The organism is Acidovorax sp. NN32 (assembly GCF_057597245.1).
On the sequence record NZ_CP199679.1, the window covers coordinates 3,150,152 to 3,172,883 of the forward strand.

The following is a 22,732-nucleotide window of genomic DNA, read 5'->3' on the forward strand; positions in this document are numbered from 1 at the left end:
CGGTCCAGCGCAGAAGGAACCCAGGGCCATGGTGTGCGTAAGCCCATGCGTGCGCCCCCTATCGCACCAGCGATACGACCCCCACCAGCAACGTGATCAAGAGTGCAACGGTCACCACATGTTCGGCCACCAGGGTCTGCAGCCATGCAGCACCAGCGAGCAACTGGTCCAGCGGCCCGCGCAAGGCGCCGCAGTGCGCCAAGTGCTCACCCAGGTGGGACAGCTCCAGCAGCGATACGTCTGCCGGCTGCCCGACGCAAGACGTGTCCCACGCAGAGGCAAGGGTGGATGGATGGGACATAGGCGGCTCCTGGTACACAAGTGAATGGCGCCACCGCGTTGCGGCAGCGCTCTGATCCTCTTGTACAAGGGGCTGAGGCCGCGAGTCTGTACGCTGTCGAACAGACCACCAGAGAGGTCTTTTTCAGCCCAAAGGCAACCCACCAAGAACTGAAACGATCAGTTACCAATCAAAGAGCGATGGTGTTCCACCCGGGCACGCGCCTTCAATCTGAAGCATGCGCAGCTTGGTCAGCGCGCCGCCTCCGGCCGAAAAGCCGCCCGGCCGGTCACCCGCAGCCAGCACCCGGTGGCACGGCACCACGGGCGCAAACGGGTTCAGGCCCAGCGCCTGCCCCACGGCGCGCGACAGGCCCTTGCTGCCGATCTGTTCGGCCACCTCGCCATAGGTGCGCGTGCGGCCCGGCGGTATGGCCCGGGCAATGGCATACACCTGCTGGTGAAACGGCGAAATGCCGGACATGTCGAGCGGCACCTCGCACAGGTCGCGGGGCTGCCCCGCCAGCAGCGCCTGGATGCCTTCGATGGCGCTGCGCACGGGGGCGGGGTGCTCCCCAGACTGCGCGCAGTGTGAATGGCTGCGCAGCAAACGCGCCCGGGTCGCCTCGGCATCCGCCTCGGGCAACTGCACGGCCACGATGCCGCCCGGGCCCCAGGCAATGCCGCAGGTGCCGATGGCGGTGTCGAACAGCGCATGGCCGTGGCCAGGGGCGGCATCAGGCACAGTGCGGGCCCCTCCTTGCAGGTTTGGTGCTCACTACTCTTTTTATAGCTACCAGCGCTTACTGGATAAGCGCTAGAGGCTAATTTTTCTCATATTTTCGGCACCAAAGCATGCGCGTGCGCCATCAATCGGCCCGCAGCGCCGCGCGCAGTTGCGCGCCCAGCTCGGGCTTGGCGGCAAACGGGTCGGTGGGGTTGCGGCCCATCATCACGTCTTCCATGCGCGTCTGCACCGAGGCCAGTGCCTTGGGGTGGCTGTAGATGTAGAACTGGCCCTGGGCGGCTGCGTCGAACACCTTCTGCGCCACCTCGGCCGCCGTCACCTTGCCGCTGCCCACGGCCTTGTCGCTCATGGCCTGGCCGATGAGCTGGCTCTTGGTGGGCTTTTCGGCAGGCAGGTCGCCGGGGCGGTTGCGGTGGCTTTGGTTGATGCCGGTGGGCACAAAGAAGGGGCACAGCACGCTGGCGCCGATCTGGTCAGTGACCAGCGACAAATCCTGGTACAGCGTTTCAGACAGGCTGACCACTGCGTGCTTGCTCACGTTATAGATGCCCATGTTGGGCGCCGCCAGCAGGCCCGCCATGCTGGCGGTGTTGATGATGTGGCCGCGCCAGGCCGGGTCGGCCTTGGCCGCTGCCAGCATCATGGGCGTGAACAGGCGCACACCGTGCACCACGCCCCACAGGTTCACGCCCAGCACCCATTCCCAGTCCTTGACGGAGTTCTCCCACACCAGCCCGCCCGCGCCCACACCCGCGTTGTTGAACACCAGGTGCGGCGCGCCAAAGCGCTGCTGCACATCGGCGGCCAGCTGCTCCATCTGCGCAGCGTTCGATACATCCACCTTGCGGGCCAGCACCTGGCTGCCTGCGGCCTGCATCTCGGCAGCGGCGGCGTCCAGCGCGTCCTGCTGCACATCCACCAGCACCAGGTTCATGCCGAGGCGGGCACCGATGCGCGCGCATTCCAGGCCAAAGCCCGAGCCTGCGCCGGTGAGGACGGCGGTTTTGCCGGAAAAGTTGTCGATCATGGTTTTTGTCTCCTTGAGTCCGTAACAATTTAGAGCGTTGGGTTGAAACTGGCGGGGCCCACGCCGGGGACGCCGAGCAAGAGCCGCCCCGCAGCGAGGGCGTCGTCCCCCTTCCCGGCGAAGCCGAGAGAAGGGGGAAGCGGCGCAGCCGCTCAGGGGGTTGCTCTTAAAACATACCCAATGCGCGGGAAGTGCACATGCACCGTACCCGCGCGCGGGTCGGTACGCCGCAGCGTGTAGCGGGTGCGGGTGGCAGCAATCAGCTCGCCCTCGGTGGGCTCCGTGCCAAAGCTCTCGGCGGAAATCGTGACCTGGCTGCCCAGCGGGATGCCGTGTTCGTCCTGGAACACGTCGTCCATCAGGGGCAAAGGGTCCATGCCCGCAGCCACCGTGATGGCGTCCTGAGCGCTGAACTTTTCCATACGACCATGGCCCAGCGCTGCGATGCGGTCCATCCACTCCAGCACGGCGGGGGTGGCGGCAAAGATGTCGGCCATCACCGGCACACACTGGCGCGTGAACCACAGCGGGTGGTAGGCGGCAAAGTCGGCCAGGCAGGGCTCGGCACCGAACAGGAAGTCGTGCTCCTCGGCCATGTGGGCGATGCGGCGCAGGTACGAGCGGTAGGCAGCCGTCGCGTCGGCCGGTCGCAGGCGCTGCATGCCCGCGCTCATCTCGCGGCGGTCTTCGCCAAACACTTGCGCGGCGGCAGGCGGCAAGTTGGCAAACAGCACCGCAGCGCCTCTGGGCTGCAGGTTGTAGGCCATGGCGGCCCAGAACAGCGTGCTATCCGCCCACTGTGCAAACACACGCGCCACGCCCTTGAGGTGCGGCGGGTACAGCACCGGCTCGGGCTGTTCATGCTCCAGCACATCGCAGATGAGGGCCGAATCGCAATAGATGTCGGCACCGATCTGCAAGAACGGCGTCTTGCGGTAACCCCCCGTCAGCGCCACCACATCGGGCTTGGGCATGACGCTGGGGATGATCACGGACTTCCAGGCCAGCTGCTTGAAGCCGAGCACCGCGCGGATCTTTTCGGAGAACGGCGACGAGGGGTAGTGGTGCAGGATGAGGTGGGACATGGGGTTCTCCGCAAAATTCTGTAGGGTGAATCAGGCCGGGAGCGCACGGGCCAGGATGGCGTCAAGGTTTACACCCGCGCCCAGCGTGCCAAAGCTGTAGCCCCAGTCGCCGGAGAGGCGCGAGTCGCAAAACGCGCGGAAAACGGCACCGGGCGCACTGCGCAGCAGCAGGGCCGCCTGCACGGCCAGCGCCACATCCTGCGCGAGGCGCCGGGCCTCGGCCTCGGTGGTCATGGCGTCCACGCGCAGGGGCAATGCGCCGGCCAGACGGTCCAGCGCCGGGTGGGCGCCGCGTGCGGGTGCCAGTTCGGCGTCCAGAGCGGCAGCGGTGTCGGCGCGGCGCACGGCGCGCATCAAATCCAGCGCCATGATGTTTCCCGCGCCTTCCCAGATGGAGTTAAGCGGCATCTCGCGGTAGATGCGGGCCATCACGCCTTCGCCGCCCTCTTCCACATAGCCGTTGCCGCCCAGGCATTCCATGGCCTCCTGCGCAAACACGCTGCCGCGCTTGCACACCCAGAACTTGGCCACGGGTGTGAGCAGGCGGGCCATGATGGCCTCGTGCTCGCTCTTGTCTTTGTGGTCAAAGGCGCTCGCAAGCCTTATGGAGAGAGCGGTAGCCGCTTCACTTTCCAGCGCCAGATCGGCGAGCACGTTGCGCATGAGTGGCTGGTCGATGAGCTTCTTGCCAAAGGCCGAGCGCTGGCGCGTGTGGTGCAGAGCGATGCTGAGCGCCTGGCGCATGAGGCCGCTGGTGCCTAAAGCGCAATCGAGCCGCGTCATGGTGCCCATCTCCAGGATCTGCGCCACGCCACGGCCTTCCTCGCCCACGCGCCAGGCCAAGGCGTTGATAAATTCGACCTCGGAGCTGGCGTTGGCGTGGTTGCCCAGCTTGTCTTTCAGGCGCTGAATGCGGATGGCGTTCACGGTGCCTTCGCCACCATCAGGCAACACACGCGGCAAGAAGAAGCAGGTGAGCCCGCCGGGTGCCTGCGCCAGGATCAGGAAGGCGTCGCACATGGGGGCCGAGAAGAACCATTTGTGGCCGGTGATGCGGTAGCGCGCGCCCCAGGCGTCTTCACCATCGTGCACAGCCTGTGTGGTGTTGGCGCGCACGTCCGATCCGCCCTGCTTCTCGGTCATGCCCATGCCCATGGTGAGCGCGGATTTTTGCGAGAACAGCGCGAGGCGCGGGTCGTACTGCGTGCTCGCCAAACCCTTGCTCCAACCCGCCCATACCGCTGAATTGCCTCGCAATGCCGGGGTCACGGCGTAGCTCATCGACACGGGGCACAGCACCGAGGGCTCGGCTTCGGTGAACAGCATGAAGCCTGCGGCCCGCTCGGTATGCGCGTGGCCCGTGTCCTGGCGCGACCACGGCGTGGCGTGCAGGCCGTGGCGCAGCGCAGTGCCGATGAGCGCGTGGTAGCTGGGGTGGAACTCCACCACATCGGTGCGATGGCCGAAGCGGTCGTGGGTGCGCAGTTGGGGTTTGTAGGTGTTGGCGAGCCGAGCATGGGTCTGCATTTCGGCCGATCCCATCTCCGCGCCCAGCGCCGCGAGGCCCGCCAGCGGCAGGCTGGGGGCATGCAGGCGCAGCGCGTCCTGCAAGGGCTGGTTGGCGGTGAAGAGGTTCACATCGGCCCAGGGCGTGCTCTGGTTGAACACCTCATGGGTGACGGCAGGGCTGGCAGCGGTCATGGCGGCTCCTCAGGCAGTGGGGCTGTCACCCCGTCTCAGCATTTCGATGTGGGGGATATCGTCTTCCAGGTACTCATCGGACACGGCCTCAAAACCCAGGCTGCCGTAGAAGCCCTGCAGATGGGCCTGCGCGCTGATGCGGATGCCCCGCCCCGGCCATGCCTGGCTGCAGCGAGCGATGCCCTCGGCCATCAGCGCCCTGCCCGTGCCGTTGCCCCGCGCTTCCTTGGCGGTGACCACGCGGCCGATGGAGGGCTCAGGGTAGTTCACGCCCGGGTCCACCACGCGCAGACAGGCTTGCGCCACCCCGGCCTCGTCGTATCCCAGCAGGTGGTAGGACTGCTTGTCCGCTCCGTCCGGGTCCTGGTAAGGGCCCTGCTCCAGGATGAACACCTTGCAGCGCAGCGCCAGCGCATCGTGCAGGGCGTGCACGCCCAGATCATCGAAGCGGGCCCAGGTCCAACGCATTAGAACCTGCTCCCGGCCTTTTCATGGGGTGCGTTGCCCCACAAAGGCAGTGGATGCAAGGCGCCCACCGAAAGCCGCACTGATGTGCGGCGAGGATGGGCAACGCAGCAGACGCTGCCTTTGCGGGGCAACCCGGAGGGCATGGCAGCAAACAGCCACGCTCGTCGTTGCCCACCTTGCCCAGGCCGCCAGCATGGGCTGCGGTGGACGCCTAGATCGTGACTGTTTGCTGTCATGCGCACCCCATGAAAAGGCCGGGAGCAGGTTCTTAGATCAGCTTCACCAGCTGTTTGCCGAAGTTCTTGCCCTTGAGCAAGCCCAGGAAGGCCTCGGGCGCAGAGGCGATGCCCTGCGCAATGGTCTCGCGTGGGCGCAGCTTGCCGGTGCCGACCAGCGTGCCCAGCTCCTTGAGCGCATCAGGCCAGACTTCCATGTGCTCGCTCACAATGAAACCTTCGACTTTCATGCGGTTGATGAGCATGAGCGCGGGGTTGGCCATGGGCAGCGGCGCGCCGTCGTAGCCAGCGATCATCCCGCACAGGGCAATGCGGCTGAAGGCGTTCATGCGCAGCATGACGGCGTCCATGATCCAGCCGCCCACGTTTTCGAAGTAGCCATCGATGCCGTTGGGGCACGCTTCCTTCAGGGCTTTGGACATGGCCTTCACGTCGCTGTGTTCCTTGTAGTCGATGCAGGCGTCAAAGCCCAGTTCTTCCACGGCGTACTTGCACTTGTCGGCGCCACCGGCAATGCCCACCGCACGGCAGCCCCGGGCCTTGGCCAAAGCGGCAAAGGCGCTGCCCACGGCGCCAGTAGCGGCGCTTACCACCACGGTGTCGCCTTCCTTGGGCACAATGATCTTGACCAGGCCGTACCAGGCCGTGACACCCGGCATGCCCACGGCGCCCAGGTAGTGCGACAGCGGCACATGGGTCGTATCGACCTTGCGCAGCGCGCCGGGCTGGTCGGCATTGACCACGCTGTATTCCTGCCAGCCGCCCATGCCCACCACCTTGTCGCCCACCGCGTACTTGGGGTGCTTGCTCTCGGCCACTTCACCCACGGTGCCACCGATCATGACTTCGCCCAGCGCCTGCGATGCGGCGTAGCTCTTGCTCTCGTTCATGCGGCCGCGCATATAGGGATCCAGGCTCAGAAAGTGGTGGCGTACCAGCACCTCGCCTTCCTTGAGCGCGGGCGTGTCGGTGGCCACCAGCTTGAAGTTGCTGACCACGGCTTCGCCTTGGGGGCGGTTGTCGAGAACGATTTGTTGGTTGCGTGGCATGAGAGGCTCCTTCAGAATGTCTATCACTATGAATTCAATAGCTGCCAGCGCTTATGGATAAAGCGCTAGGGGCCAATTTGGCTTAAAAATCTGACTCAATCGGTGGAAATGACCTTGAGGTCATTCACATTGCGCCCATCGACTGGCAGGCGCCGCACGTACTTGAACGTGCCGGTGGCATGGCAACACACCTTGCCCTGCGCGTCATACACCGTGCCTTCGGTAAAAGCCATGGTGGCCGTGCGGTGAATGAGCCGCCCCTTGGCCACCAGCGGCCCGCGTGCGGGCTGCATGAAGCTGGTCTTCATCTCAATGGTGACCACGCCCATGTCGGGCGTCTCGCTGCGCGCCGCCGTGGCCATGGTCACGTCCAGCAGCGTCATCGACGCACCGCCGTGGGTCACGGCAAACGAGTTCAAGTGCTCGGGCTGGGCTTCGTAATGCAGCTCAGACTCGCCGCCTTCCATACGCTGCAGCGTGAAGCCCAGGTGGTGGACAAAGGGAATTTCGACACCGAAACTTTTCAAGGGATTTCCTCAGAACACAAACCTCAAATACTGGCGCGGCCCAGACCAGGGCAGCCGAGCAAGGGCCGCCCCGCAGCGAGGGCTGCGTCCTCCTTCCCGGCGAAGCCGAGAGAAGGGGGAAGGCGCGCAGCGCCTCAGGGGGATGCTCACCCGCCGGTGACAATACTCACGCCCCCGTCCACCGCCAGCCATTGGCCGGTGATGTGCTTGCCCGCATCCGACGCGTACAACGCGCACAGGCCCTTCAGATCTTCATCATCGCCGAGACGGCCCAGCGGGGCGTGGGCGGCCAGCGCTTCCTCGCCCATGGCCTTGAGCGTACCCACCGTCATTTTGCTCGGGAAGAAACCCGGGCAGATGGCGTTGACGCGGATGTTGTACGCGCCCCATTCAGCGGCCAGTGCCCGTGTGAAGTTGATCACCGCGCCCTTGGAGGTGTTGTAAGCAATGGTGTTCATGCCCTTGGGGTTGCCGCCCAAGCCTGCGATGGACGCTACGTTGATGATGCTGCCGCTGCGGCGCGCGATCATGCTGTGCTTGGCGATGTGCTGACTCAGGATGAAGTAACCGCGCACGTTGAGGTTCATCACCTTGTCCCACGCGTCCACGGGATGGTCTTCGGCAGGGGCCCCCCAGGCTGCGCCTGCGTTGTTGACGAGGATGTCCACATGGCCCAGGCGCTCCAGGGTCTCGTCGGCCAGGCGCCGGATGTCGTCTTCCTTGGCGCAATCAGCGGCGATCCACCGTGCGTCGATACCCGCAGCCTGCAGGTCAGCGGCAGCCTCTTCCAGGTCAGACGCCTTGCGCGAGCTGAGCATGATCTTGGCACCCGCTTCGCCCAGCGCGTGGGCCAGTTGCAGCCCCAGGCCGCGCGAGCCGCCGGTGACCAGTGCGGTCTTGCCGGTGAGGTCAAACAGTTGTTGGATGGTACGGGTCATGCTGAAAGTCTCCTTCGGTTTTGGATGGATCTGTCGTTGGGTGTTTGCCCCACGCGCCCGAGGATTGTGCGATGCAATGCGGGCGCTTTGTGTCGCGGGGGTGTCGGGCGTTCAGCTAAGCGCCTGTTCAAAATTTTTCTGGAGCCGCACAAGTGCCTTGCCGGGATGGGATGCAAGGCGCGGTGCGCCGCCGATAGCCCGTGCTATCGGCAAGCGCCGCAACGCCGTAGACCGCCCGGCAAGGCACTTGCCCGAAGGGTTGGAGTGAAATCGGGCGATTGGACGCCCCGGCTGCTTGCATGGGCATGAGCCCATGCGGCGCATCCGAAGCATCCACTCATCCCGATTGCACTTCAATGCGGTCTCCAAAAAGACTTTGAACAGGCTCTAAGGGCCGGGGTCGGTGTGCAACCGGGCCCGCACCGCGATCAGCAGCACACCCACCACGGCCAGCACCCCGCCGCCCACGATGAGGCTCCAGCCCAGAGCCTCATCGGTGCGGGCGGTGGCGATGCCCAGTATCAGCGTGAGCAACCCGCCGTAAATCAGCACCCAGATGAGCTTGTGCAGGCGTTGCAGGGTGAGTTGCGCCGCCATCAAAACGCCTCTTCAGGGAAGGCCGCGCAGGTGGCATCGCGCGTGCTCACTACCTGCAGCCAGGCACCGATCTTGGGCAACTCGTAGTGGAAGAAAAAGCGCATGCCGCCCATGCGTCCCACGCTCGCGGGCTGGGCCAGATCGGCATCCCGAGCCAGCGTGGCCAGGGCCACGTCCAGCCAAACCCAGGCGAGCACCGTGTGGCCAAAGGCCTGCATGTAGGGCACGGCATTGGCCAGCGCATCGGCAGGCTGGCCCGTGGCCCAGGCGGCCTTGGTGGCGGCGCCCACGTCCTGCAGCGCCTTGCCCAGCGCGTTGGCATGTGCCGCCAGCGCGGGCACCTGGATCGCGCGCTCGATGGTGGCATTGATGCGCCCGGCCAGCAGTTGCAGGCCGCGGCCGCCTTCCATCAGCACCTTGCGGCCCAGCAGGTCCATGGCCTGGATGCCGTGCGTGCCCTCGTGGATCATGTTCAGGCGGTTGTCGCGCCAGTACTGCTCCACCGGGAAATCGCGCGTATAACCGTAGCCGCCATGGATCTGGATGGCCAATGAGTTGGCCTCCAGGCAGAACTCGCTGGGCCAGCTCTTGGCAATGGGGGTGAGCACCTCCAGCAGCAGGCGGGCTTCGTCGGCCGTCGCCGCGTCGCCCGTGTGCTGCTCGTCCACCAGCTTGGCGCAAAACAGGTTGAGCGCGAGCGCCCCTTCGCCATACGACTTCTGGGCCAGCAGCATGCGCTTGACGTCGGCGTGTTCGATGATGCGCACCTGGGGCTGGGCGGCGTCCTTGACCACGGCAGCGGCGCCATCCTTGGGGCCCTGCACCGGGCGTCCTTGGGGCCGGTTCTTGGCGTAGTCCAGGCTGGCGTAATAGCCCGCCAGCCCCAGCATGGTGGCGGCCATGCCGATACCGATGCGCGCCTCGTTCATCATGTGGAACATGCAGTGCAGGCCCTTGCCGGGCTGGCCCACCAGGTAGCCCACGGCCCCGGCCTTGCCCTCAACCGGGAACTTGCCTTCACCGAAATTAAGCAGCGTGTTGGTGGTACCGCGCCAGCCCAGCTTGTGGTTGAGGCCCGCCAGCGCCACGTCGTTGCGCACGCCGGTGAGCTTGCCTTCGGTGTCCACCAGTTTCTTGGGCACGATGAACAACGAGATGCCCTTGGTGCCCGGCACCAGCTTGCCGTCCGGCCCCGGGATCTTGGCCAGCACCAGGTGCACGATGTTTTCGGTCAGCTCATGGTCGCCCGAGCTGATCCACATCTTGTTGCCCGTGAGGCGATACCTTGCGCCCAATGGGTCGGCCTCGAAGCCATCGCCATCAGGCACTGCGCGCGTGGCCACATCCGACAGCGAGGAGCCCGCCTGCGGCTCGGACAGACACATGGTGCCCGACCAACGCCCGTTGAATTCATTGAGTGCAAACACCTGCTTTTGCGCCTCGGTGCCATGCACCATGAGCAGGTTGGCGTTGCCCGAAGTCAGCAGGTTCGAGCCGATGCTGATGGATGCCACCGCAAAGAAGCTGTTGGCGGCCGCCTCGACGGCATAGGGCAGCTGCATGCCGCCGACCTCGTAGTCCTGCGCGGCCGACAACAGGCCGGATTCCGCGTAGGCCTTGCGCGCCTCGTAAGTCGCCTGGGGCAGGATGACCTTTTCACCGTCGAAGTGTGGCTCCTCGATGTCTACGGTGCGGTTGAAGGGCGCGTACTTCTCGCGAGCGATGCGCTCGCAGGTGTCGAGCACCGCATCGAAGGTTTCGCGCGAGTGGTCTGCAAAACGCGTGCGGGCCGTGAGGGACTGGGCATCGAGCCAGTCATACAGCAGAAAGTCGAGCGTGGAACGCAGGGTCATCAGAAGGTCTCCTTGTGGCTGCGCGCATGCCCGATCTCCATTGGCCTGATAGGGCTCAGCGTGCAGGCAGCACGATGTTCTTGAAACACCAGTAGTCCATGTCCGAATCGGGCTTGGGCTGGCAATTGGCTTCTCCGAGCTGCAGGCGTGTGGCACCTGCAGGCAGTGGCGGGAACGTGATCTTGACGAGCTTGTTGCGGCCGGGCTTGACCACATCCATCTTCACGTTGCAGAAAGACAGGCCTCCAATCGACAGCTGCGGCAGCACGGTGCCGGTGCCCAGGTCCTTGAGCGTGAACGCATCGGGCGAGCCAGTGGGTTGCGCACAGGCCTCGAACGATTCATCGGTGGTGTTCTTGACGACAAGCGTCACCCGCGTCTGTTTGGCGTCCACCACGATGTCCTGCAAAACCACGTCGGAGTCCGACTCCAGCGGCAGCTGGAGCTTGTAGGTCTGGCTCTGGGCATGGGCACCGCATGCAACGGCAAGGGCCGAGAGGGCGACACAGTGGCGAAAGGAAGGAAGCAGACAACGCATGGGAGGTACCGGGTTCGGGATGGAGAAAGGAGACAGGTTCAGTGCCACAGGCAAGCCGGTGGTCGCGCGGATTCTGCCCGCGCCAACCGCGCCGAGGGGCGCATCATGCCCTGGCAAAGCAACAATTTGTAGCCAGCGTCTCTTCACCCCCTCGGCCCTGCTCGGCCCCGGTGTCTTCCTCTCATCCCCTTCTACCGGCAGTTCAGGCATCCCTCTGAAATTTGCTGGGCGGAGAGCCAACGCATGTGGTCCGCCCATGGGCCCCACCACCGCTGCTTGCGCCACCCACAAAGGGGCAAGCGCACAGGAAACACGTGAAGGTGCCGCCTGTTGCGCCGCCCCAAGCCAAGTTTTACAGCACTTCGAAAATGCCCGCAGCGCCCATGCCGCCACCAATGCACATCGTCACGCACACCTTCTTCGCACCACGGCGCTTGCCTTCGATAAGCGCGTGGCCCGTGAGGCGCTGGCCCGACACACCGTAGGGGTGGCCCACGGCAATCGCGCCGCCGTTCACGTTCAGGCGGTCGGCCGGAATGCCCAGCTTGTCGCGGCAGTACAGCACCTGCACGGCAAAGGCTTCGTTCAGCTCCCACAGGTCGATGTCCTGCACCGTGAGGCCCAGCTTTTTCAGCACCTTGGGCACGGCAAACACGGGGCCGATGCCCATTTCGTCGGGCTCGCAACCTGCCACCGCAAAGCCGAGGAAGCGGCCCAGGGGCTTGAGGCCCTTCTTGCTGGCGTACTCTTCGCTGGTCACCACGCAGGCGCCGGCGCCGTCGGAGAACTGGCTGGCGTTGCCGGCAGAGATCAAACCGCCAGGCAGCGCCGAGCGAAGGCCGCTGATGGCTTCTACCGTGGTGCCTTCGCGTGTGCCTTCATCCTTGCTCACGGTGACCTGCTTGGTGATCAGGCCCAGCGTTTTGTCGGCCACACCGGCGGTCACGGTGATGGGGGCGATTTCTGCGTCGAACAAGCCAGCGGCCTGCGCTGCGCAAGCCTTCTGCTGGCTGGCGGCACCGTATTCGTCCATGGCTTCGCGGCCGATGTTGTAGCGCTTGGCCACTTGCTCGGCGGTCTGCAGCATGCTCCAGTAGATCTCGGGCTTTTGCTTGGCCAGGGCCAGGTCCTGGATCATGTGCAGATTCATCTCCTGCTGCACGCAGGAGATGCTTTCGACACCACCGGCCACGAACACATCGGCTTCGCCAGCGATGATGCGCTGGGCGGCCATGGCAATGGTCTGCAGTCCAGAGGAGCAGAAGCGGTTGACCGTGACACCGGAAGCGGTGATGGGCAGGCCGGCCTTCAGGGCGATCTGGCGCGCGATGTTGCTGCCGGTGGCACCTTCGGGTGTGGCGCAACCCATGATGACGTCGTCCACGTCAGCGCCGTCGATGCCGGCGCGCAACACGGCGTGCTGCACGGCATGGCCGCCCAGGGTGGCGCCATGCGTCATGTTGAAAGAACCCTTCCAGCTCTTGGCGAGCGGCGTGCGGGCGGTGGAAACAATCACTGCGGAGGTCATGTGAATTCCTTTGATTCTGTAGATGGGTGCACGCGGCTATTTACTGGAAGGCCTTGCCTTCGGCGGCCAGCTTGGCCAGCAGCGGAGCGGGCTTCCAGAACGCTGCGTCATCCAGCGGGTTCTTGGCAAAACGGTCCATGGCCTGCACCACATTGAACAGACCCACTTCGCTGGCGTAGTGCATGGGGCCGCCACGGTGGATGGGGAAGCCGTAGCCGGTCAGGTACACCATGTCGATGTCGCCGGACTTGCTGGCAATGCCGTCTTCCAGGATGTGCGCGCCTTCGTTGACCAGTGCGAACACCAGGCGCTGCACGATTTCTTCATCCGAAATCTTGCGCGGCGTGATGCCCAGCTCCTTGCGGTGGTCTTCGATCATCTTGTTGACCAGGTCGCTCGGGATCGCGTCGCGCTTGCCGGCCTGGTAGTCGTACCAGCCTGCGCCGGTCTTCTGGCCGAAGCGGCCCAGTTCACACAGCTTGTCGGCCGTGCGGCTGTACTTCATGTCGGCGCGCTCGACGGAGCGGCGCTTGCGGATGGCCCAGCCAATGTCGTTACCCGCCAGATCGCCCATGCGGAACGGGCCCATGGCAAAGCCAAACTTTTCGATGGCCTTGTCCACCTGCTGGGGAGTGCAGCCTTCGTCCAGCAGGAAGCCAGCCTGGCGGCTGTACTGCTCGATCATGCGGTTGCCGATGAAACCATCGCACACGCCCGAGACCACGGAAGTCTTCTTGATCTTCTTGCCGATGGCCATCACGGTGGCCAGCACATCCTTGGCGGTCTCCTTGCCACGCACCACTTCCAGCAGCTTCATCACGTTGGCAGGGCTGAAGAAGTGCATGCCCACCACGTCCTGCGGACGCTTGGTAAACGCTGCGATCTTGTCCACGTCAAGCGTGGAGGTGTTGGAGGCCAGGATGGCGCCGGGCTTGGCCACAGCGTCGAGTTGCTTGAACACGGCTTCCTTGACGCCCATCTCTTCAAACACGGCTTCGATGATGAGGTCGCAGTCCTTGAGATCGTCGTAGCTCAGCGTGGTGCTCAGCAGGGCCATGCGCTGCTCGTACTTGTCCTGCTTGAGCTTGCCCTTCTTGACCTGGGCTTCGTAGTTCTTCTTGATCGTGGCCACGCCACGGTCCAGGGCTTCCTGCTTCATCTCCAGGATCTTGACGGGGATGCCTGCGTTCAGGAAGTTCATGGAAATGCCGCCGCCCATGGTGCCCGCGCCAATCACGCCCACCAGCTTGATGTCGCGCTTGGGGGTGTCAGAGGCCACATCAGGGATCTTGCTCGCCGCACGCTCGGCCATGAACAGGTGGCGCAGTGCGCGCGACTCGGGCGTCCACATCAGGTTGATGAAGATCTCGCGCTCGACCAGCATGCCTTCGGCGAACTTCTTCTTGGTGGCGGCTTCAACAGCGTCCACGCACTTGGCGGGTGCGGGGAAGTTCTTGGCCATGCCCTTGACCATGTTGCGCGCGAACTGGAAGTACGCGTCGCCTTCGGGGTGCTTACAGGGGAAGTTGCGCACCAGGGGCAGCGGGCGGGCATCGGCCACGCTTTGCGCGAATGCCAGGGCTTCTGCCGCCAGCGACTCGGCCGACGCGGACATCTTGTCAAACAGCTTCTGGCCGGGCACGGCGCCGATCATTTCGCTCTTGACGGGCTCGCCGCTCACGATGAGGTTGAGCGCGGCTTCCACACCAATCACGCGGGGCAGGCGCTGCGTACCGCCTGCGCCGGGGATCAGGCCCAGCTTGACTTCTGGCAGTGCAATCGAGCAGCCAGGCGCCGCAATGCGGTAGTGGCAACCCAGGGCCAGTTCCAGCCCGCCACCCATGGCCACGCTGTGCATGGCGGCCACGACGGGCTTTGCCGAGTTTTCAATGGCGGCAATCACCGACAGCAGGTTGGGTTCTTGCAGCGACTTGTCGGTGCCGAACTCCTTGATGTCGGCGCCGCCAGAGAACGCACCACCGGCACCGGTGATCACGATGGACGTGACCGCTGCATCGGCATTGGCACGGCCAAGGCCTTCGACGATGCCCTGGCGGGTCGATAACCCAAGTCCGTTGACGGGAGGGTTGGCCATGGTGATCACGGCAACGGAGCCGTGGACTTTGTATTCAGCGGTCATGGTGCTGTTGTTCCTTGGAAAGTGAAAAAGAACGATCGTGCGTTTTTATTGTAGAGACTTCAAACCCATTTGGCGTGTCAATTTGTCCCGGGCGGGACAAGGGGGTTTGCAGTGCAACATTTGGTAGAGCAAAAAAAGAGGCGCCTTCAGCTATCGGGCGCCTCTTTAGCCATGGTTTTTCAGAAATCGTCAGACTTCAAGCCATTCCTTGCGGATGTAGTTGTCGGCCCGCAGGCTGTCCGGTGTGCCCTGGAACACGATCGAGCCGTGCCCCATGACCAGCGCGCGGTCCGAGATCTTCATGGCAATGGTCAGCTTCTGCTCGATCAGCAGCACCGAGATACCCCGCGCCTTGATGGTCTGCAGGTACTGCCCCACCAGCTCCACGATCTTTGGGGCCAGGCCTTCGGTGGGCTCGTCGATGATGATCAGGTCGGGGTCGCCCATCAGCGTGCGGCATAGCGTAAGCATCTGCTGCTCGCCGCCCGACATCACACCCGCCTCGGTGTGCTGGCGCTCCTTGAGGCGCGGGAACATCTCGTACATGTCGTCAAACGACCAGCGGCTACCCTTGCCTTTGCCTTTCTGGCCCAGCAGCAAGTTCTGGTGCACGGTGAGGTTGGGGAATACATCGCGGCTTTCGGGCACGTAGCCCACCCCCAGGTGGGCGATCTCGTAAGCCTTCTTGCCATTGAGGTCCTGCCCCTTCCAGTTCAGCGTGCCCTCCCAGTCCACCAGGCCCATGATGGCCTTGGCGGTGGTGGAACGGCCCGAGCCGTTGCGCCCCAGCAGGGCCACGATTTCACCGGGTTGTACGTCGAAGGTCACGCCATGCAGCACATGGCTCTTGCCGTAATAGGCGTGGAGATTTTCGATTTTCAGCATGTCAATGTCCCGCCCCTTGCTCGTCCGCAACGACAGAGCCCAGATAGGCCTCCTGCACGCGCTGGTTGGCGCGCACCTTGTCAGGCGTGTCATAGGCAATGACCTCGCCATAGACCACCACAGCAATCTTGTCCGCCAGGCCAAAGACCACGCCCATGTCATGCTCCACCGTCAGCAGCGTGCGGCCTTCGGTCACTTCCTTGATGAGGTGGATGAAGCGCGTGGTCTCGGTCTTGCTCATGCCGGCCGTGGGCTCGTCGAGCAGGATCACGTTGGCACCACCCGCGATGGTGATGCCGATCTCCAGGGCGCGCTGCTCGGCATAGGTGAGGTTCATCGCCAGCGTGTCGCGCTTCTTGTCGAGCTTGATCATTTCCATGAGCTGCTTGGCGCGCTCATTGGCATCGTGCAGGTTCGACAGGAAACGCAGGAACGTGTACTTGTAGCCCATGCTCCAGAGCACACCGCAGCGCAGGTTCTCGAACACCGAGAGCTTGGGAAAGATGTTCGTGATCTGGAAGCTGCGCGACAGCCCCTTGCGGTTGATCTCATACGGCGCCAGCCCGTTGATGCGCTGGCCATTGAGGATCACATCCCCGCTTGTGGGGGCAAAACGCCCACTGATGAGGTTGAACAGCGTGGACTTGCCCGCGCCATTGGGGCCGATGATGGCCACGCGTTCGCCCGAGGCCACGGACAGGTTCACGCCACGGATAATTTCCGTCTTGCCAAAGCTCTTGCGCAGGTCGCGCAGTTCCAGGGCATAGGTGGTGTTGGTTGGGTTGTCAGCTGCCATGTTTACAGCGCCTCCCCACGCTTGATTTCATGTTCGATCTCTTCCTGGATCGTGCTCCACTGCCGCAGGAACTGGCGGCGGCAGAGTTCAAAAAGTCCAAAGCCCGTGACCATCACGAAAATGGCGCCAAACCAGCTCGTAAAGCCCGCGGCATTGAGCGTCGCCCCCAGGAAGGTCAGTTCTGGCCCCAGGGCCGCGTTGAGCTGCAGGTGGTAGGTCATCTCGATCATGCAGGCTGCGCCCATCACCCCCACCAGCGCCGTGCCGCCCAGCGCCAGGTAAGAACTCCAGAGCTGACGCAGCTTGCCGTACTTGGCCAGCCGCAGGTTCATCATGATCAGGCTGGCAATCCCTCCGGGCGCATACATCACCATGAACAGGAACACCAGGCCCAGGTACAACAACCATGCCTTGGACAGTTCGGACAGCAACACCGACGCCAGCACCAACAGCACCGCGCCGATGATGGGGCCGAAGAAGAACGTGGCCCCGCCGAGGAAGGTGAACAGCAGGTAGCCACCGGAGCGAATCACGCTCAGGCTGTCAGCTCCCGTGATGATCTCGAAGTTGATGGTGGCCAGCCCACCCCCGATGCCAGCAAAAAAGCCCGCGATGATGAACGCGAAGTAGCGCACACGCTGGGTGTTGTAGCCGATGAACTCGACGCGCTCGGGGTTGTCGCGCACAGCGTTCAGGATGCGGCCCAGCGGCGTGCCGGTGAATGCAAACATGGCGGCAGTGCAGACAAAACAGTACGCTGCAATCAGGTAGTACACCTGAATCGCAGGCCCGAAACTGATGCCAAAGAAGGCTTTGCCATACACCCGGTCCGTGGTGATGCCGCCTTCTCCGCCGAAGAATTCGGGGAACATCAGCGCCATGGAGGCCACCAGTTCGCCAATACCCAGCGTGATCATGGCGAAGGTGGTGCCGGACTTCTTGGTAGTGACAAAACCGAGCAGGATGGCAAAAAATGCCCCTGCCAGACCGCCCACCAGTGGGATGAAAACCAGCGGAATGTGCACAGAGCCCTTGGTGGCCATGTTCATTGCATGAATGGCGATGAACGAACCCAGGCCGGTGTAGACCGCATGGCCAAAGCTCAGCATGCCGCCCTGCCCCAGCAGGATGTTGTAGGACAGGCAGATGATGATCAGGTAGCCGATCTGCGAGAGCATGGTCAGCGCCAGGCTGCTGCGAAACAGCATGGGCGCCACGATGAGCATGACCGCGAACAACGTCCAGATGATGAGGCGCCCGACGTTCCAGGGCTTGAACCGGTAGTGCGACGTGGCGCTGGAAGCGACAGTAGTGGTTGTAGTGGAATTCATGGCATCAGTCCTCCCGCGTGCCCAGCAAGCCCTTGGGGCGGAAGATCAGGATCAGCACGAGGAACAGGTAGGGCAGGATGGGCGCGACCTGGGAAATCGTGAGCTTGAGCAAGGGGTAGCCGAAGGTTTGGTCAGTCACCGCCACGCCCACGGCCTTGAAGACATGGATCAGCGAATAGTCCAGCGCCACGGCAAAGGTCTGCACCAGACCGATGAGCAGCGATGCCAGGAAGGCACCTGCCAGCGAGCCCATGCCACCCACCACCACCACGACAAAGATGATGGAACCCACTGAGGCCGCCATCGCAGGCTCGGTGACATAGGTGTTGCCACCGATCACCCCCGCCAGGCCGGCCAGCGCGGCACCACCGCCAAACACCAGCATGAAGACGCGCGGCACGTTGTGGCCCAACGCCTCGACCATCTCGGGGTACTTGAGGGCGGCCTGGATGACGAGACCGATGCGCGTGCGTGTGAGCAGCAGCCACACCGACACCAGCATCAGCAGGGCCACGAGCATCACAAACGAGCGCGACTTGGGAAATTGCGTGCCATAGAGCGAAAACAGCGGACCCTGCAATTGCTCGGGCAGGCCATAAGGCACCGTGGAACGGCCCCAGACCAGTTGCACCACTTCCAGAATGAGGTAGGACAGGCCGAACGTGACCAGCAGTTCGGGCACGTGGCCGAACTTGTGCACCCGGCGCAGGCAATAGCGCTCGAACGCGGCCCCCAGCGCAAACACGACGAGGGGTGCCAGCACCAGCGCTGGCCAGAAGCCCACCACCCCAGAGATGGTGAACGCGAAGTAGGCACCCAGCATGTAGAAGCTGGTGTGTGCAAAGTTGAGCACGCCCATCATGCTGAAGATCAGCGTGAGGCCGGAACTCAGCATGAACAGCAGGAGCCCGTAGCTCACGCCGTTCAGCAAAGAGATCACGAAAAACTCAGGATTCATTGGAATTTTTCACTGCAGGGGTAAAAAAAAGGCCCGAGTGGTCGGGCCTCGAAGCGATTGCGCAAGGCTTACGGGCGCTTCATCTGGCACGACGTGGGCGTGCTCGCCACATAGGGCTCGTAGTACTTCACAGGCACAAAGGTGTAACCCGTGTTTTCAGAGTCGATCGGGAACTTGCCGCCAGCCTTCTCCCACTTGGAGATGAACAGGCCCTGCTGCAGTTGGTGATCGGTCTTGCGCATCTCGACTTCGCCATTGAAGCTCTTGAACTTCATGCCCTCGAACGCAGCAGCCACCTTGACCGGATCGGTCGACTTGGCCTTGGTAAAACCTTCGGACAGCATCGTGAACGCGTGGTAAACCGCGCCCGTGTACATGTCGTCGTTGAACTTCTTCTTGTAGTCCACCACGATCTGGTTCAGCGGCCCGGGCAGGTTCATGTGGGCATAGGCCACCATGTAGACGCGCCCTGCTGCGGCCGATCCCATAGCGGTGGGGCTGCCAGTGACCGAGCCGTAGTAGGTGTAGAAGTTGACGTTGTTCAGGCCCGCGTCGTTGGCGGCCTTGATCAGCAGCGCCAGATCAGAACCCCAGTTGCCGGTGATCACGCTGTCGGCGCCCGACTGCTTGATCTTGGCAATGTAGGGAGAGAAATCACGCACCTGAGCCAGCGGGTGCAGATCGTCGCCGACGAACTGCACGTCAGGGCGCTTGCGCTGCATCATTTCCTTGGCGAACTTGGAGACCTGGTGGCCGTGCGAGTAGTTCTGGTTGATCAGGTAGACCTTCTTGACCTCGGGCATGTCCTTCATGTACGTGGTCAGGGCTTCCATCTTCATGGAGGTGTCAGCGTCCAAGCGGAAGTGCCAGTAGCTGCACTTGCTGTTGGTGAGGTCTGGGTCCACGGCAGCGTAGTTCAGGAACAGGACTTCCTTGCCAGGGTTGCGCGCGTTGTGCTTTTCCAGCGCATCCATGATCGCCAGTGCGGGGCCGGAGCCGTTGCCCTGCACCACGTAGCGCGCACCCTGGTCCATGGCCGAGCGCAGGGCGCTGGTGGTTTCCTGGGGACTGAGTTTGTTGTCGATGCCGATGATTTCGAATTTGACGCCTGCAGGGTTCTTCTTGTTGAACTCTTCAGCGATGAACTGGAAGCTCTTGAGCTGGTTCGTTCCCACTGCCGCCATCAAGCCAGACAGAGGGTCGAGCCAGGCGATTTTCACCGTCTCGCCCTTTTGAGCGAAGGCCCCGCCAGCGCTTGCCAAGATTACCGAGGCTGCTACAGCCTTAATAGCGAACTTCATGCTTTTGTCTCCTTGTAAATCGACACAACGCAGCGTACCGCGTTGCAACAAAGCGATGCTCAGGGATTGCCCCTACCAGCGTCGCACACGTGACTGGCACAGCACTCCCCCGAGCGCGCACCAGCCTGGGGCAATGCAAAAAATGGCGTTCGCAAGCGATGCGCACATGTGCACTGCCCCACCCTGATCACAGGCCTGGAAGCTTGTAATCCTTGAGCTGCTCACGCAGCTTGGTCTTGAGCATCTTGCCGGTGGCGCCCAATGGAATGGCATCGACGAACACCACGTCATCGGGGATCTGCCACTTGGCCGTCTTGCCTTCGTAGAAGGCCAGCAGCTCTTCGCGCGTCACCTCGGTGCCCGGCCGCTTGACCACGGCCACGATGGGGCGCTCGTCCCACTTGGGGTGCGGCATACCCACACAGGCCGCCATGGCTATTGCGGGGTGGGCCATCGCAATGTTCTCGATGTCGATGGAACTGATCCACTCGCCACCGGACTTGATCACATCCTTGCTGCGGTCGGTGATCTGCATGAAGCCGTCAGCGTCGATGGTGGCCACATCGCCCGTGGGGAACCAGCCCCGGCCCTGCGCGTCTTTGACGAGTGGATTGCCGCCCTCGCCCTTGAAATAGCTGCCGACGATCCACGGCCCCTTGACCAGCAAATCCCCGTAGGTCTTGCCATCCCAAGGCAACTCGCTGCCGTCGCCCCCCACGATCTTCATGTCCACACCGTAGATCGCGCGGCCCTGCTTTTGCAGGATCTTCATCTGGTCATCCTTGGACATGGCCAGGTGCTTGTTCTTCAAGGTGCACAGCGTGCCCAGCGGGCTCATCTCGGTCATGCCCCAGGCGTGCAGCACCTCCACACCGTAGTCTTCCTTGAAGGCATGGATCATGGCGGGCGGGCAGGCTGAGCCACCGATGACAGTGCGGCGCAGCGTGGAGAACTTCAGACCCGCGGGCTTCATGTGGCCCAGCATCATCTGCCATACGGTGGGCACGCCAGCTGCGTAGGTGACCTTCTCGCCTTCGATCAGTTCGTAAATCGACTTGCCATCCATGGCGGGACCAGGGAACACCAGCTTGCAACCCGTGAGTGCCGCCGAGTAAGGAATGCCCCAGGCATTGACGTGGAACATGGGCACCACCGGCAGCACGGAGTCGCGTGCGGAAAGGCACATCACATCAGGCAGCGCTGCCGCATAGGCATGCAGCGTGGTCGAACGATGGCTGTACAGCGCGGCCTTGGGGTTACCTGTGGTGCCGCTCGTGTAGCACATGCTCGACGCGGAGTTCTCGTCAAACTCGGGCCAGGCGTAGTCGGGCGACTGCGCACCGATCCAGGCTTCGTAACTGGTGAGGCCAGGGATGCCTGAATCCGCAGGCAGCTTGTCGGCATCACACAGCGCCACCCACTTCTTCACCGTGGGGCACCTGGCATGCACGGCCTGCACGAGGGGCAGAAAGGTCACGTCAAAACACAGCACCTGGTCTTCGGCATGGTTCATGATCCACGCAATCTGGTCGGGGTGCAGGCGCGGGTTCACGGTGTGCAGCACACGGCCCGAGCCGCTCACACCAAAGTACATCTCCATGTGGCGGTAGCCGTTCCAGGCCAGCGTGGCTACGCGGTCGCTGAACTGCAGCTTCATTTCATCCAGCGCATTAGCCAGGCGGCGTGCGCGGACAGCCAGGTCGCGGTAGGTGTAGTGATGGATGTCGCCCTCGACCCGGCGGGACACGATTTCGGCGTCGCCATGGTGGCGCTCGGCGAACTCAATCAGCGACGAAATCAGCAACGGTTGGCTCTGCATCAGGCCCAGCATGTGTGCTCCTTGGATGTTGTAGTGAAGGGAACGATCATCGTAGCGCGGGGGTTCTCATGGCGGTGTCGCCCAGGCAAGCGGCCCCGCCAGACCGACACCCCCAACAGGGGTTCAGTGTGCGCGTGTCCAGCGTGCCTGCCAACACCTGTCGTCCCGTTGACAAAGGGCAAGGGAATACCCTGAACGTACGGCTCCCGAACAACGACAATCACGCCCATGCTCAGCTCCGCGCCGTCCGCACAGCGATTCATCGAAGCCCAGCCCTGGTTTGCAGGTGTCCCCGTGGCCCTGCAGGAGAGGCTGCGCGACGAGGTGTCCGTGCAGCACGCCGACAAGGGCACAGTCATGATGCCGGCCGGCAGCGCAGTGCAAGGCTGGCATGCAGTGTTGTCAGGCTTGGTGATGCTGCAAAGTCCCGCCAGCCAGGGCCGCGCCTCGGCGTTCATCGGAGTCCCCGATGGCGAGTGGTTTGGCGAAGGCTCAGCCATGAAACCCGAGCCCCGCCGGTACCACGTGGTGGCGCTGCGGCCCACCACGCTGCTGTGCCTGCCTCTGCCACTGTTTGCCACGTTGCGCGAGGCCAGCCTGGGCTTCAACCAGTTTCTGGTGCAGCACCTGAACATGCGCCTAGGCCAAGCCATGACGATCATCGAGGCCGGGCGCACGCAATCCCCCGAACACCGCGTGGCGCTGTACCTGAGCCGCCTGTTCTGGCGCAGCACACGGCGGCTGAACCTCACGCAGGAAGAGCTCGGCCAACTGGTGGGCCTGTCACGCCAGACGGTGAACAAGGTACTGCGCGTGCTGGAAGGCCGGGGCATCGTGTCGCTGGACTTCGGCCGTGTGGCTATCGTGGACGACGAGGCGCTGAACGCGTACCTCGCCGCCACTGCGGCACGCTGACGCACTGCAGAGT

21 protein-coding genes are annotated in these 22,732 nt (G+C 63.4%); 1 reads left to right on the forward strand and 20 read right to left on the reverse strand.

Annotated features, from left to right (window positions below; all coding sequences use genetic code 11):
• Nucleotides 1–58: 58 nt before the first annotated feature.
• The 20 genes from ACT89O_RS14605 to ACT89O_RS14700 all read right to left on the reverse strand — a co-directional run bounded on the left by ACT89O_RS14605 (nt 59) and on the right by ACT89O_RS14700 (nt 21,816).
• Complete coding sequence (locus tag ACT89O_RS14605; RefSeq protein WP_436129114.1) at nt 59–301, reverse strand: hypothetical protein; 243 nt, start codon at nt 299–301, stop codon at nt 59–61.
• 162 nt (nt 302–463) lie between these two features.
• Nucleotides 464–1,024 carry a methylated-DNA--[protein]-cysteine S-methyltransferase gene (locus ACT89O_RS14610; RefSeq protein ID WP_487260432.1) on the reverse strand — a complete coding sequence of 187 codons (561 nt, stop codon included), beginning with the start codon at nt 1,022–1,024 and terminating at the stop codon, nt 464–466.
• A 124-nt stretch (nt 1,025–1,148) separates the two neighbouring features.
• On the reverse strand, nt 1,149–2,054 hold the full coding sequence (locus ACT89O_RS14615; protein WP_431149488.1) for an SDR family oxidoreductase: 906 nt from the start codon (nt 2,052–2,054) through the stop codon (nt 1,149–1,151).
• 152 nt (nt 2,055–2,206) lie between these two features.
• Nucleotides 2,207–3,139 carry a glutathione S-transferase family protein gene (locus ACT89O_RS14620; RefSeq protein WP_487260433.1) on the reverse strand — a complete coding sequence of 311 codons (933 nt, stop codon included), beginning with the start codon at nt 3,137–3,139 and terminating at the stop codon, nt 2,207–2,209.
• A 30-nt stretch (nt 3,140–3,169) separates the two neighbouring features.
• Nucleotides 3,170–4,840: an isovaleryl-CoA dehydrogenase gene (locus ACT89O_RS14625; protein WP_487260434.1), complete on the reverse strand. Its 1,671-nt coding sequence runs from the start codon at nt 4,838–4,840 to the stop codon at nt 3,170–3,172.
• Nucleotides 4,841–4,849: 9 nt separating this feature from the next.
• On the reverse strand, nt 4,850–5,308 hold the full coding sequence (locus ACT89O_RS14630) for a GNAT family N-acetyltransferase (RefSeq protein WP_218299891.1): 459 nt from the start codon (nt 5,306–5,308) through the stop codon (nt 4,850–4,852).
• Nucleotides 5,309–5,576: 268 nt separating this feature from the next.
• Nucleotides 5,577–6,593, reverse strand: a complete 1,017-nt coding sequence (locus ACT89O_RS14635) for an NADP-dependent oxidoreductase (RefSeq protein ID WP_487260435.1) — start codon at nt 6,591–6,593, stop codon at nt 5,577–5,579.
• A gap of 95 nt (nt 6,594–6,688) precedes the next feature.
• The gene (locus ACT89O_RS14640) at nt 6,689–7,120 is read right to left on the reverse strand and encodes a PaaI family thioesterase (protein ID WP_121420368.1); all 432 of its coding nucleotides are present in this window, start codon (nt 7,118–7,120) and stop codon (nt 6,689–6,691) included.
• Between the two features lie 146 nt (nt 7,121–7,266).
• Nucleotides 7,267–8,058, reverse strand: coding sequence for an SDR family oxidoreductase (locus ACT89O_RS14645; RefSeq protein ID WP_055394014.1), 792 nt, complete (start codon nt 8,056–8,058; stop codon nt 7,267–7,269).
• Between the two features lie 387 nt (nt 8,059–8,445).
• Nucleotides 8,446–8,655 (reverse strand): hypothetical protein, encoded by a 210-nt coding sequence (locus ACT89O_RS14650; protein WP_487260436.1) that lies wholly within the window; start codon nt 8,653–8,655, stop codon nt 8,446–8,448.
• Nucleotides 8,655–10,508: an acyl-CoA dehydrogenase gene (locus ACT89O_RS14655; RefSeq protein WP_487255241.1), complete on the reverse strand. Its 1,854-nt coding sequence runs from the start codon at nt 10,506–10,508 to the stop codon at nt 8,655–8,657. The genes ACT89O_RS14650 and ACT89O_RS14655 overlap by 1 nt, the downstream gene beginning before the upstream one ends.
• Before the next feature lie 55 nt (nt 10,509–10,563).
• Nucleotides 10,564–11,046 (reverse strand): hypothetical protein, encoded by a 483-nt coding sequence (locus tag ACT89O_RS14660; RefSeq protein WP_487255242.1) that lies wholly within the window; start codon nt 11,044–11,046, stop codon nt 10,564–10,566.
• Between the two features lie 352 nt (nt 11,047–11,398).
• Nucleotides 11,399–12,574 (reverse strand): acetyl-CoA C-acyltransferase, encoded by a 1,176-nt coding sequence (locus ACT89O_RS14665; RefSeq protein ID WP_055394022.1) that lies wholly within the window; start codon nt 12,572–12,574, stop codon nt 11,399–11,401.
• Nucleotides 12,575–12,614: 40 nt separating this feature from the next.
• Entirely contained in the window at nt 12,615–14,714 is a 2,100-nt protein-coding gene (locus ACT89O_RS14670) for a 3-hydroxyacyl-CoA dehydrogenase NAD-binding domain-containing protein (protein WP_487260437.1), read from the reverse strand.
• Between the two features lie 189 nt (nt 14,715–14,903).
• Nucleotides 14,904–15,599, reverse strand: coding sequence for an ABC transporter ATP-binding protein (locus tag ACT89O_RS14675; protein ID WP_121420373.1), 696 nt, complete (start codon nt 15,597–15,599; stop codon nt 14,904–14,906).
• A 1-nt stretch (nt 15,600) separates the two neighbouring features.
• Nucleotides 15,601–16,395, reverse strand: a complete 795-nt coding sequence (locus ACT89O_RS14680; protein ID WP_055394028.1) for an ABC transporter ATP-binding protein — start codon at nt 16,393–16,395, stop codon at nt 15,601–15,603.
• 2 nt (nt 16,396–16,397) lie between these two features.
• On the reverse strand, nt 16,398–17,726 hold the full coding sequence (locus ACT89O_RS14685) for a branched-chain amino acid ABC transporter permease (protein ID WP_121420374.1): 1,329 nt from the start codon (nt 17,724–17,726) through the stop codon (nt 16,398–16,400).
• Between the two features lie 4 nt (nt 17,727–17,730).
• Nucleotides 17,731–18,684 carry a branched-chain amino acid ABC transporter permease gene (locus tag ACT89O_RS14690; protein ID WP_055394032.1) on the reverse strand — a complete coding sequence of 318 codons (954 nt, stop codon included), beginning with the start codon at nt 18,682–18,684 and terminating at the stop codon, nt 17,731–17,733.
• 68 nt (nt 18,685–18,752) lie between these two features.
• A complete protein-coding gene (locus ACT89O_RS14695) occupies nt 18,753–19,985 on the reverse strand; it encodes a branched-chain amino acid ABC transporter substrate-binding protein (protein ID WP_055394034.1) in 1,233 nt (410 codons plus the stop codon).
• 187 nt (nt 19,986–20,172) lie between these two features.
• Complete coding sequence (locus tag ACT89O_RS14700; RefSeq protein WP_487260438.1) at nt 20,173–21,816, reverse strand: 3-(methylthio)propionyl-CoA ligase; 1,644 nt, start codon at nt 21,814–21,816, stop codon at nt 20,173–20,175.
• A gap of 216 nt (nt 21,817–22,032) precedes the next feature.
• Here ACT89O_RS14700 and ACT89O_RS14705 point away from each other — a divergent pair, with 216 nt between their 5' ends.
• Nucleotides 22,033–22,719: a Crp/Fnr family transcriptional regulator gene (locus ACT89O_RS14705; RefSeq protein ID WP_487260439.1), complete on the forward strand. Its 687-nt coding sequence runs from the start codon at nt 22,033–22,035 to the stop codon at nt 22,717–22,719.
• Nucleotides 22,720–22,732 lie beyond the last annotated feature (13 nt).